Below are 11449 nucleotides of genomic sequence, written 5' to 3' on the forward strand. Positions count from 1 at the left end.
CCGTTGGCGGCGTGGGTGCACAATCAGGAATGCTGATGGAATTGAGCGGAGTTCCGCCCGGTTCGGAGCGTCGAGACCGAGCGAGCACCCCGGGTGCGGAGGAGTGCGAAGATGACCGGCGTGGACGAGCACACCGACCGAGCGGCGGAAGCCGACACGCCGCTGACGCTGTACCTGGTCAAGCAGCTGGAGCTGGTCGCGCGGTCGCTCATGGACGATGCGCTGCGCCCCCACGGGCTCACGACGCTGCAGTACACCGCGCTGACCGTGCTCGCCTCGCGCGACGAGCTCTCCTCGGCGCAACTGGCACGGCGCTCGTTCGTGACGCCGCAGACCATGCACGAGATGGTGCGCTGGCTGGAGCACCGCGGCCTGGTCGAGCGCCGGCGCGACGAGGCGAACCGCCGGGTGCTGCTCATCAGCCTCACCAGTGCGGGGCACGCGACGTTGTCCGCCTGCGACCCGATCATCCGCTCGTTCGAGCAGCGCGTCCTCGAAGCGATGAACCCCGGCGAACGCGCGGTGTTCCGGGAATGCCTGCACCGCAGCTACGCGGCGCTCGCCCCGCTGGCGAAGCAGCCCCCCGAATCGCCCGAGATCTCCACCGACGTGCCCTGACCCGCGGCCGACCCGGCCAGCGGCGACCCGCCCGCTCCGCCGGGCGGGACCTCTTGCGCACTCGCCTGCTGGGAGTTCATCATCAGGTTGCCTGATAAAAAAAGCGTCCGGTGTCGGCGGCTGTCGGCGACAGCTTCCGGTATCGGCACCGCAGTGCGAACCGGAGCGCGGTGCGCCGGCAGTCGGCCCCGCTCCCCTCCCGAGGAGATCTCCTGTGCCCAGTGCGAGCGCATCGAGCCCGAGCCAGTACGAAACCGTCGAGGTGGAGGTCGACACCTCCGGCATCGGATGGCTGTCGTTCAACCGCCCCGACAAGCGCAACGCGATGAACCCGACGCTCAACCACGAGATGATCCAGGCCCTGGAACAGCTCGAGGCCGACGAGCAGGCCCGGTGCGTCGTCCTGACCGGCAAGGGCCAGGCCTGGTCGGCCGGCATGGACCTCAAGGAGTACTTCCGCGAGGTCGACGCCTCCCCACCGCACGTGGAGACCCGGGCGCGCCGCGAGAGCGCGGAATGGCAGTGGCGGCGGCTCATCCACTTCGCCAAGCCCACGATCGCCATGGTCAACGGCTGGTGCTTCGGCGGCGCGTTCACCCCGCTGGTGTGCTGCGACCTGGCCATCGCCGCCGAGGACGCGACCTTCGGGCTGTCCGAGGTGAACTGGGGCATCCCGCCCGGCGGGCTCGTCTCCCGAGCGCTGGCCGAAACCGTGCCCACCCGCGACGCGCTGTGGTTCATCATGACCGGCGAGACCTTCGACGGTCGTCGCGCCGAGCGGATGCGCCTGGTCAACGAAGCGGTCCCGGCCGAGCAGCTGGCCGAGCGCACCGTCGAAGTGGCGTCGAAACTGGCCGGGATGAACACCCACGTGCTGCGCGCGGCCAAAGTCGGGTTCAAAAAGGCCAAACGCCTTTCGTGGGACGAGGCCGAGGATTACCTTTACGCGAAGCTCGACGCCGCCACGGGGCACGACCCCGAGCAGGGCAAGCAGCGGGGCCTCGAGCAGTTCCTCGACGACAAGAGCTACCGGCCGGGCCTGGGCACCCGCGAAAACCAGGCCTAGCAGAACCGGTCCCGCCCGAGGGCACCGGCACGATCCCCTCGTCGGAGCGGACAGGCACTTGCGCGGTGGGAAAGGGGCAGCCCATGCACGACCACGGTCTGGGTTCTTGGCCGGAGCGGCGCGCCCGCAGCACGCCGAACGCCGTGGCAACGGTCCACGGGGACAGCACGCTGACCTACGCCGAGCTGCGCGACCGGGTGCGCGCGCTGGCCCGCGGCCTGCGCGCGCAGGGCCTCGCCCGCGGCGACCGGATCGCCTACCTCGGCCCGAACAGCCCCGCGTTCCTGGAGGTGCTCTTCGCCGCCGGCGCTCTGGGCGCCGTGTTCGTCCCGCTGAACACGCGACTGGCCGCCGAGGAGCTGGCGTTCGTGCTCGACGACGCGGGTGCTGCGCTGCTGGTGCACGACCACCGCCACGCAGACACCGCCCGCCGCTTGCAGCACCGCGCCGGGATGCAGTTGCTGTCCGTGGCCGACGACCCGCAGGAGGGAGGCCTCGAGGAGCTCATCCGCTCCCGCCCCGCCGAGCCGGTCGACGAACCCGTCGCCGAGGAGGATCCGGCGATCCTCCTGTACACCTCCGGCACGACGGGCCGACCGAAAGGCGCTCGGATCAGCCACGGCAACGCCGTGTGGAACGCGCTCAACGTCGTGGTGGACGTCGACATCGCGAGCACCGAGGTCACGCTGGTGAACGCTCCGCTGTTCCACACCGCGGCGTTGGGGATGACCTGCCTGCCGACCGTGCTCAAGGGCGGCACGCTCGTGCTGGAGGAGTCCTTCGACGTGCAGCGGACCTTCGACCTCGTCGAGCAGCGGCGGATCACCCTCGCGTTCGGCGTGCCGACCATGTTCGACGCGTTGAGCCGCTCACCGCGGTGGCCCGGGGCCGACCTGTCGAGCCTGCGGTTCCTCATGTGCGGCGGTGCTCCCGTTCCCGAGGAGCTCATCCGCCGCTACCGCGAACGCGGGCTCACCTTCATGCAGGGATACGGCATGACCGAAGCCTCCCCGGGTGTGCTGCTGCTCTCCGCCGCGGACAGTCCGCACCGGATCGGGTGTGCCGGCAAACCGCACTTCTTCACCGATGTTCGCCTCGACCGGCGAGAGGCGGCGGCCGGGGGTGGCGCGGAGCCGGGCGAGGTCCTCGTCGAAGGTCCGCACGTCGTCGACGGCTACTGGCAGCGTCCCGAGGCCAGCGACGCGGCCTTCACCGGCGACGGCTGGTTCCGCACCGGCGATGTGGCCACAGTGGACGACGACGGGTTCTACCGCGTCGTGGACCGGGTCAAGGACATGTTCATCTCCGGTGGTGAGAACGTCTACCCCGCCGAGGTCGAATCGGTCCTGCACGAACATCCCGCACTGGCCGATGCAGCAGTGATCGGCGTCGCCGACCCGGCGTGGGGCGAGGCCGGCAAAGCCCTCGTCGTCGCCAGCTCCGGCACCGAACCCACCGCCGCCGACATCACCGGGTTCGCCGCCGAACGCCTCGGCGCGTACAAAGTCCCCAAAAGCGTCGAGTTCGTCGCGGAGCTGCCGCGCAGCGCCACCGGCAAGCTCGACAAGCTCGCGCTCCGGCGCGAGCACACCTGACCGCACCGTCCGGCCCGCCTGCGCCCTCCGCCGGCGGCGCCGGACGGACGAACCGCCCCACGGGGCCGAATCCCTGCGAGGTGCAACATGTCCCTGCGTTCCGCCCCACCGTTCCGCGCCGACCACGTGGGAAGTCTGCTGCGGCCGCGCGAACTGCGCGAAGCCCGCAAGCAGTACTCCGACGGCGAGATCACCGCCGAGCAGCTGCACCGGGTGGAGGACGAAGCGATCCGCCGCGTGGTCCGACGGCAGGAGGAGATCGGACTTTCCACGGTCACGGACGGGGAGTTCCGCCGTTCGTCCTGGCACATGGATTTCATCTACCAGCTCGACGGCATCTCCCGCTCGGACGAGCAGATGCACGTGCAGTTCCAGAACCCCGACGGCACCATCGATTTCGCCCCGGCGGCGACCGCGGTCACGGGCAGGGTCGGACTGGACCGGACGATCTTCGCCGACGCGTTCCAGTTCCTGCGCGAGCAGACCGACGCGACGGCGAAGCTGACGATCCCGTCACCGAGCATGGTCCACTACCGGGGCGGTTCGGCCCAGATCGACCCCGCGGTGTACCCGGACATCGACGAGTTCTGGTCCGATCTGTCCACTGCGTACGCCGAGCAGATCCGCGGCATCGCCGAACTCGGATGCCGCTACCTGCAGCTGGACGACACGAGCCTGGCCTACCTCAACGATCCGCGGCAGCGCGCCATGCTGGCCGAACGCGGTGAGGACAGCGAACACCAGCACGAGCGCTACATCCGCCAGATGAACGCGGCCCTGGCGGGACGACCGGACGGCATGCGGGTGACCACGCACATGTGCCGCGGCAATTTCCAGTCCTCCTGGGTGGCCGAAGGCAGCTACGAGTTCGTCGCCGAGGTGCTGTTCAACGAGCTCGACGTGGACGGTTTCTTCATGGAGTTCGACGACGAGCGCTCCGGCGGCTTCGAGCCGCTGCGGTTCGTGCCGACGGGCAAGCAGGTCGTGCTCGGGCTGGTCACCACCAAGCGCGGCGAGTTGGAGTCCAAGGACGATCTCAAACGCCGCGTGGAGGAGGCCAGCAAGTTCGTACCGCTGGAACAGCTGTGCCTGTCGCCGCAGTGCGGGTTCTCCTCCACCGAGGAGGGCAACGACCTCACCGAGGATCAGCAGTGGGCCAAGCTCTCCCGCATCGTGGAGACCGCGCGGGAGATCTGGGGCTGACCCGCTTCCGCCGCACGATTCGACCCGCCCCGCTGCGCGCAGGTGCGCGCGCGGAGCCACCTGGTGCACAATCCGGCGAGGGCTCCGGTGCGAACGGGACCTGCAGCACCGTCGGTCGAGCGCGGAGGGAGCCATGCGGTCCGCATCCGGCAACGTGGAGCGGCTGCGGCGCTACTGGGACAAGCACGCGCGGACCTACGACCGCCAGATGGGCTTCGCCGACCGGCGGTTCTTCGGCAACACCCGGTCCTGGTTGTGCCGGCAGGCCGAGGGCGCGGTCCTCGAAGTGGCCGTCGGCACGGGTTTGAACCTACAGCTGTACCCGGTGGACGCGCAGCTGACGGGCATCGACTTCAGCCCCGGCATGCTCGAGCACGCCCGGCAGCGCGCGGAGACCTCGGGGCGGTCGATCGAGCTCGTCGTCGGTGACGCCCAGCGGTTGGACTTTCCCGACGCGTCGTTCGACACCGCCGTCTGCACGTTCTCCCTGTGCGCGATCCCGGACGAGCGCGCCGCCGTCACCGAGATGCACCGCGTGCTCAAACCGGGTGGACTGCTGCTGCTGGCCGACCACGTCATCAGCACGTCACGAGCCGTGCGGGTCGTGCAGGGGCTGGTGGAGGTCGTCACGATCCCGGTGGGTGGCGAGCACTTCCGCCGCCGCCCGATCCGCCACGTGCGCACCGCCGGATTCGACGTCGAGCAGCACGGTCGGTTCAAAGCCGGCGTGGTCGAACGACTCGCCGCCCGCAAGCCGCGGGCGTAGCGCCACCTGACGCTGCTGCAACGGCGACAGCGGTGCATCCGCGCGGGATGGCCGCTCACCGGCAGGGGCGCGGACGTCCGGCCCCGATCGTCAAGCGTGCACGTCGAGCCAGCGGAGCACGTGCGTGATGCCGCGCCGGTATCCGCGCGAGCGCGGCCAGGAGAGGAACCCGTGCCACGTGCCGGGCACGACGACGTGCTCGGTGGTGACGCCGGCGGAACGCAGCTCCGCCGCGAAGGTCTCGCCGGAAGCGCGCAGCGTGTCGCGGTCGGCGTCGACGAGCAGGCTCGGTGGCAGACCCTCGAGCTGCCCTCCTCCGGGGAAGGCCACCCGGTCGGACAGCAGCGCTTCGGATCCGACGTAGTTGACGTTCATCCACCGCACCATGCCGGGGGTGAACTGCAGCCATCCGAGCGGGCCGCGTCTGCGCGAGCGCACGGACTCCGGCAACCTCGGCAGTTCCGCGTGGAACGTGCCGTAGGCGAGGACCAGCGCAGCGGGCATCTCGCCGTCGCCGTCACGCAGCCCCAGCGAGGCCGTGATCGCCAGGCAGGCGCCCGCGCTCGCGCCGCCGAGCGCAACGGGCCCGTCGACGGTGCGCATCAGGTCGACGGCGGCGGCGCGGACGTCCTCGGCAGCGGCCGGGTACCGGTTCGCCGATGGTCGCAGTGCTCGGTTGCCCAGCACGGGTCCGCGCGGCACGAGCCGGTAGTCCACGGTGCGCACCCTCCTCCCCGACCGGGCGATCGAGAGGGCGACGGCGTGGGACTCGGCCATGTCGAGGCTGCCGGAGTGGAACGCGCCGCCGTGCATCCACAGCAGCGGCCGCTCGCGAAGCCCCCGCACCGGCACGTAGTCGCGCACCGGCACCGCACTGCTCCGACCGGGGACGACGCGGTGACTGACCCGGACACCGACCGCCTCCGCGCGGCGCAACCGTCCGCTCCATCGCATGAGTGCACGCTTTCCTCGCACGAGTTCGGGCGCAACCCGGCTGATCCCAGCGGCGCCGTGACCGTGCCGGTGCTCAGTGCTGCTGCTGGCGCACGTCCAGCCCGCGGGGGACCAGGGCGTAAACCACCCCCGCAGCGACGAGCGTGCTCAGGCCTCCGATCAAGCCGACCTGCACCAGGGAGTCGGAGAAGGCCGAACCGGCCCGCGCCGCCAGCTCGGAACTTCCGGTGCGTCCGGCGACGTCCAGCGCTCCGCCCAGCGACTCCCGCGCAGCGGCGAGCTGGCCACCGTCCAACCAGAACAGCCCGGAGGTGTCGAGCCGCGAGCGGTACAGCGCGGAGGCGATGCTGCCCAGGATGGCCACGCCGAGCACGTTGCCGACGTCGTAGGCCGTTTCCTCGATCGCGGCGGCGTTGCCGGCTTTGGCCGCGGGGGTGCCGGACATGATGATGGCCGAACCGATGGCCAGCGATCCGCCCCCGGCTCCCAACAGCACCATCGCCACCAGGATCGGCGGATAGGACAGCGGGGTGGAGGCCGCCGCGAGGACGAGGAAGCCCACGCCTGCCACGGCCAGCCCACCGGCGAGGGTCGTGCGCGCTCCGATGCGCACCGCCAGCGCGGGGGCCAGCGGGGAGACCACCATGGTGGAGGCGGCCATGGGTGCCAGGTAGACGCCGGCCATCAGCGGGGACAGCCCCAGCACGAGTTGCAGCCATTGCGCGATCAGCAGCAGCAGTGCCGCCATGGTCAGCATCGCCGTCAGCGCCGCCAGCACTCCGGCGGTGAACGCGCGCCCCGTGAACAACCGCACGTCCAGCAGCGGGTCGGGCCGGCGCAGGCAGCGGCGGACGAACCACGTCAGCACCGCCGCGGCGGCGACCAGGACGGTCCAGCCCAAGGGGTCGGCGACTCCCGCCTCGGCGAAGTGCTTGACGGCCCACACGAAAGCGACCATGCCCGCCACGGCCTGCACGGTGCCGAGCACGTCCCAGCGTCCCGGTGCGGGATCGCGCGCCTCGGGCAGCAGGAGAAGGCCCGCGATCATCGCCGCGATCATGAGCGGCACGTTGACCAGGAACGCGGCGTGCCAGGAGAAGCGCTCGAGCAGCAGCCCGCCGATGATCGGGCCCACCGCCATGCCGACGGAGGAGATGGCCGCCCACACGCCCAGCGCCAGGGCGCGCTCGCGCGGGTCGGTGAAGACGGTGCGGATCATCGACAAGGTCGTGGGCATGATCATCGCCCCGCCCGCGCCGAGCAGCGCCCGCACCGCGATCACCGCTGCGGGATCGTCGGCGGCCAGCACCAGCAGGGAAGCGCCGCCGAAGACCGCGAAACCGGCGAGCAGGAGTTTCTTGCGCCCCCACCTGTCGGCCAGCGCGCTCATCGGCACCAGCAGGCCCGCCAGCACCACGGAGTACACGTCGACGATCCACAGCTGCTGGTCCGCGGTGGGGTGCAGGTGCGCGGCCAGGTCGGGCAGGGCCACGTTGAGCAGCGTCATGTCCATGGCGACGACCAGCAGGCTGGCCGAGAGCACGGCCAAGCACGACCAGCGACGCCGATGGGACAGTTCACGAGGTGGGCTCTGGACGGTGCTCATGTGGCGTTCTCGGTGGCTCCGGCGATCAATGCCGCAGCGGCCTCGACGATCACCTGCCTACGACCGCGGGAGTCCCGACGCGCCCGCTGCGTCGGCGGGCTCGTGGCGGGTTCGTGCGTCATGAATGCCCTCTCCTCATACAGCACGAGCATACATGTACACCTGTACTCCCTCGTTGCGAGGACCGCGGTTCGCAGCGGCGCGCGGTGCTAATCTCACAGCCGTGTCGAGAACGGACGAGCCACAGCTGCTGACGAACGAGGACCACGCCCACTTGCGCCGCTGCGTCGCGCTCGCGGAAGCGGCGCTCGCCGCCGGGGACGAACCCTTCGGCTCCGCACTCGTCGACACGCACGGTGCGGTCCGCCACGAGGACCGCAACCGCGTCAGCGGCGGCGACGCGACGCAGCATCCGGAGTTCGCGCTCGCCCGGTGGTCGGCGGCCCACCTCACACCGGCCGAGCGCCGCACGAGCACCGTCTACACCTCGGGCGAGCACTGCCCGATGTGCAGCGCCGCGCACGCCTGGGTCGGACTCGGGCGCATCGTCTACGCCACGAGCAGCGAACAACTCACCGCGTGGCACCGCGAATGGGGTGTGCGCCCCGGCCCGGTCGCCCCGCTGCCGATCACCGCGATCGCACCGGACGTGCCGGTGGTCGGGCCGGTGCCGGAGTTCGCCGGCGAGATCCGCGATCTGCACGCCCGCATGCACGGAGTTGCCACCTGACCGGACTCGGCCTCACCCGTGCGGGACTGCTCGCGCCCGTTACTCATCGGCCACCTGACCTTGGCTCCCTGCTTCTTGGTCACCGTCGCTCGTCGGTGGTGCACTCGGAGGTGCACCGAATCCGTGCTCGTTGCGAAGGAGGAACCATGGCTGACGACACCATCGACCCGGTGAACGAGGAAACCGCTTCCGACGACGGCTCCACCGCAGCGGAGGCCGAAGAGGACACGACCGGGGAAACCGGCGCGTCCGCCGACGAGGAGTGAACCCGAGGTTCTGCTCACTCCTTCTTGGACAGTGAGCCCTGCCGGGACGGCGACGCGTCCGCCGGACCGTCGCCGTCCGCAATGGCTCGGCGGCGAACCGCTGATCGCACCGGAGCAGCGCGCAACTGCCCGACCCCGGCGGAACGGTGATCCGCAGCACCGCACGCGGCACCGGTGCTCACGACTCGTCGCCGCCGAGCAGCCGATCGAAGGCCCCCGCGGGGCGGGCGCGGGTCGGCAGGGCCGCCACGAACGGCAGCAGTTCCCGCTTCGCGACTTCGTAAACCCGGCGGAGTTCGACGACCGGCTCGGAGTGCTCGTCCACCCGCAGATCCAGCTGCGGATACGGGTGTCCACCGTGCACGTACAAGGCGGCGCTCTGCTTGCCACGCCAGTCCCCGCCGGCCTCTTGGCCGGCTTCCAGGGCCGTCAGCAGTCGTTCCGCCAACGAGTTCGACGCCGAAGCCTCGAACTGCTCGGCCATGGCGTCCACAGTGCCCCCGTCGAAGAGGGTGTTGCCCGCCACCGCGTACCCGTTGCCGGATCGGTGACCGCTCCACGGCTGGGTTTCCGATCCGGTGTGGACGGCGGGACGTCCCGAACTGTCCACCACGGCGATCTGCCGCGCTTCCGCGGCGGGATCCGCATCGCGAACACGCCGCAGCGTCTCCGCCGCGGAGTGGTGCCCGAGCAGCTCCAACCCGTCCGCACCGGCCAGCGGGTTGATCAACGCCTGGGTCGCGATCGCTCCCGCGCCGACGCGGGCGAACACCGCCAAACCGCCGATCGCCGGCATCCGCGTACTCACCGCAACACCGCACGTCGCGGACTCGGTGTCGTAGGCCGCGATCGAGAAAGTACCCGCGCGCATCCGCCTGATCCTACAGCGCGGCTCCTCCCCGCCCCGGCCGCGGAGAGGATCGCCACGGGCTCGGTGATCCACCGCTGTTGACGTGCTGTCTAACATGACAGCATGTCTCACAGCCCGGTGCGGGCAGAACGGAAGGGTGGCGGCATGAGGTCCAGCGAGGTCACCGCGACGGACGATGTGCACCTGGCCGTGCAGGAACACGGTGATCCTGCCGCCCCGACCGTGCTCGCCGTGCACGGCTACCCCGACGACCACTCCGTGTGGGACGGCGTGGTGCTGACGCTGGCTGAGCGCTACCACGTCGTGACCTACGACGTGCGCGGAGCCGGGCGCTCCGGCGCGCCGCACCGGCGATCGGCGTACGCCCTGGATCAGCTCGAACAGGACCTCGCTGCCGTCGCGGCCGAAGTCAGTCCGGACTCGGCCGTGCACCTGCTCGCGCACGACTGGGGGTCCATCCAGGCCTGGCACGCCGCCACCGGCGATCGGATGCGCGGGCGGATCGCCTCGTTGACCTCGATCTCCGGGCCGTGCCTGGACCACGCGGGATTCTGGTTCCGCTCCCGGCTGCGCCGTCCCACCCCGCGAGGGGTGCGCGAACTCAGCACGCAACTGGCCTGTTCCGGTTACATCGGGTTCTTCCAGCTGCCGGTGCTGCCCGAGCTCGCCTGGCGCAGCCGGCTGCTGCCGCGCCTGCTGAGCGCGCTGGAAAAGCTCGACCCCGCCAGCCGCGGTCCGGGGCCGCGGCCGAACACCGGCGATGGTGTGCGGGGCTTGGCGTTGTACCGCGCGAACGTGCCGGCCCGGTTGCGGCGCCCGCGCGAGCGCTGCGCGGACGTTCCGGTGCAGGTGCTCGCGCCGACCGGGGATCCGTTCGTCTCGCCACCGTTGCAGACCGACATCGGCCGGTGGGTGCAGCAGCTGCGCGTGCGGCGGCTGCCGGGCGGGCACTGGCTGCCGCGCACCCGACCGGACGTGGTCGCCCGCTGCGCGGATGAGCTCGTCGACCACCTCGAGCGCGGCGAGGAGGGCGCTTCGTGAACGTGCCCTCGGCGGCGTCGACACGAGGAGCGGGGACGACCGGCGGCGCCGACACCCCTGGTGGCCGCCCGCCGCGGCGCATGTCGCCGCAGCGACGCCGCGATCACCTCATCACGACCGCGCTGGGGCTCTACGGTCGGCAAGCGCCCGAAGACGTCTCCGTCGACGACATCGTCACCGCCGCCGACGTGTCCCGCGCCCTGTTCTACCGCTACTTCACCAACATCCGGGAGATGCACCTCGCAGCACTCGGCCGCGTCGTCGACGACCTGATCGACCGACTGGTCCTGCTTCCCGGCGAGGACCTCCGGCAACGCCTGCGGGCCACGGTGGCGGAGTTCATCGCGTTCACCGAGACCTACGCGACCAGCTACACCGCCTTGCTGCGCAGTGGTTCCACGATCGCCACCAGCGCCACCGACACCCTCGTCGACCGGGTCCGCGAGCACGTCCTCGGACTGTTCCGCACGCTCCTCGAACCGGACGCGCCGAGCCCCATGCTCGAGCGAACCGTGCGCGGCTGGATCTCCGTGGTCGAAACCACCGTGCTGTCGTGGCTGCGCGCCGGTGATCTCTCCCGCGACGAGCTCGCGGCGTGGTTGGTCGACCAGTTCTTCGCGATGCTCGCAACGACCGCCGCACACGACGGGGCCGCCGCGGAACAGGCCGGCCGTCTCAGCCCCGCGGCAGCGCAACCGCCGGGCTGATCCGCGGCGAGGACGTGCGGAGAGGC

12 protein-coding genes are annotated in these 11449 nt (G+C 71.0%); 8 read left to right on the forward strand and 4 right to left on the reverse strand.

All coding sequences use genetic code 11. The features are described 5' to 3' along the window. The first annotated feature begins 111 nt into the window (after positions 1-111). From ACVGV2_RS11735 to ACVGV2_RS11755, 5 genes are all read left to right on the forward strand, one after another. Positions 112-618 carry a MarR family winged helix-turn-helix transcriptional regulator gene (locus tag ACVGV2_RS11735; RefSeq protein WP_459162410.1) on the forward strand — a complete coding sequence of 169 codons (507 nt, stop codon included), beginning with the start codon at positions 112-114 and terminating at the stop codon, positions 616-618. Between the two features lie 214 nt (positions 619-832). Next, complete coding sequence (locus ACVGV2_RS11740; RefSeq protein ID WP_459162411.1) at positions 833-1684, forward strand: p-hydroxycinnamoyl CoA hydratase/lyase; 852 nt, start codon at positions 833-835, stop codon at positions 1682-1684. Between the two features lie 83 nt (positions 1685-1767). Then, positions 1768-3279, forward strand: a complete 1512-nt coding sequence (locus ACVGV2_RS11745) for an acyl-CoA synthetase (protein WP_459162412.1) — start codon at positions 1768-1770, stop codon at positions 3277-3279. An 87-nt stretch (positions 3280-3366) separates the two neighbouring features. Then, entirely contained in the window at positions 3367-4482 is a 1116-nt protein-coding gene (locus ACVGV2_RS11750; RefSeq protein WP_459162413.1) for a 5-methyltetrahydropteroyltriglutamate--homocysteine S-methyltransferase, read from the forward strand. A 133-nt stretch (positions 4483-4615) separates the two neighbouring features. Further along, positions 4616-5248 (forward strand): class I SAM-dependent methyltransferase, encoded by a 633-nt coding sequence (locus tag ACVGV2_RS11755; RefSeq protein ID WP_459162414.1) that lies wholly within the window; start codon positions 4616-4618, stop codon positions 5246-5248. Between the two features lie 90 nt (positions 5249-5338). On the opposite strand, the gene ACVGV2_RS11760 is transcribed toward ACVGV2_RS11755, so the two are convergent. From ACVGV2_RS11760 to ACVGV2_RS11770, 3 genes are all read right to left on the reverse strand, one after another. Beyond that, the gene (locus ACVGV2_RS11760) at positions 5339-6202 is read right to left on the reverse strand and encodes an alpha/beta hydrolase (RefSeq protein ID WP_459162415.1); all 864 of its coding nucleotides are present in this window, start codon (positions 6200-6202) and stop codon (positions 5339-5341) included. A gap of 73 nt (positions 6203-6275) precedes the next feature. Further along, entirely contained in the window at positions 6276-7808 is a 1533-nt protein-coding gene (locus ACVGV2_RS11765) for an MFS transporter (RefSeq protein WP_459162416.1), read from the reverse strand. Next, the gene (locus ACVGV2_RS11770) at positions 7805-7930 is read right to left on the reverse strand and encodes a hypothetical protein (protein WP_459162417.1); all 126 of its coding nucleotides are present in this window, start codon (positions 7928-7930) and stop codon (positions 7805-7807) included. The genes ACVGV2_RS11765 and ACVGV2_RS11770 overlap by 4 nt, the downstream gene beginning before the upstream one ends. Positions 7931-8031: 101 nt before the next feature. On the opposite strand from ACVGV2_RS11770, the gene ACVGV2_RS11775 reads away from it, so the two are divergent. Beyond that, positions 8032-8538, forward strand: a complete 507-nt coding sequence (locus ACVGV2_RS11775; protein WP_459162418.1) for a nucleoside deaminase — start codon at positions 8032-8034, stop codon at positions 8536-8538. A gap of 444 nt (positions 8539-8982) precedes the next feature. Here ACVGV2_RS11775 and ACVGV2_RS11780 read toward each other — a convergent pair whose 3' ends face one another. Continuing rightward, positions 8983-9675, reverse strand: coding sequence for a DUF1028 domain-containing protein (locus tag ACVGV2_RS11780; RefSeq protein ID WP_459162419.1), 693 nt, complete (start codon positions 9673-9675; stop codon positions 8983-8985). Positions 9676-9819: 144 nt separating this feature from the next. Here ACVGV2_RS11780 and ACVGV2_RS11785 point away from each other — a divergent pair, with 144 nt between their 5' ends. Both ACVGV2_RS11785 and ACVGV2_RS11790 read left to right on the forward strand, forming a co-directional pair. Beyond that, on the forward strand, positions 9820-10716 hold the full coding sequence (locus tag ACVGV2_RS11785; protein ID WP_459162420.1) for an alpha/beta fold hydrolase: 897 nt from the start codon (positions 9820-9822) through the stop codon (positions 10714-10716). After that, positions 10713-11423: a TetR/AcrR family transcriptional regulator gene (locus ACVGV2_RS11790; protein WP_459162421.1), complete on the forward strand. Its 711-nt coding sequence runs from the start codon at positions 10713-10715 to the stop codon at positions 11421-11423. The genes ACVGV2_RS11785 and ACVGV2_RS11790 overlap by 4 nt, the downstream gene beginning before the upstream one ends. Positions 11424-11449 lie beyond the last annotated feature (26 nt).

Source organism: Bounagaea algeriensis (assembly GCF_054491375.1).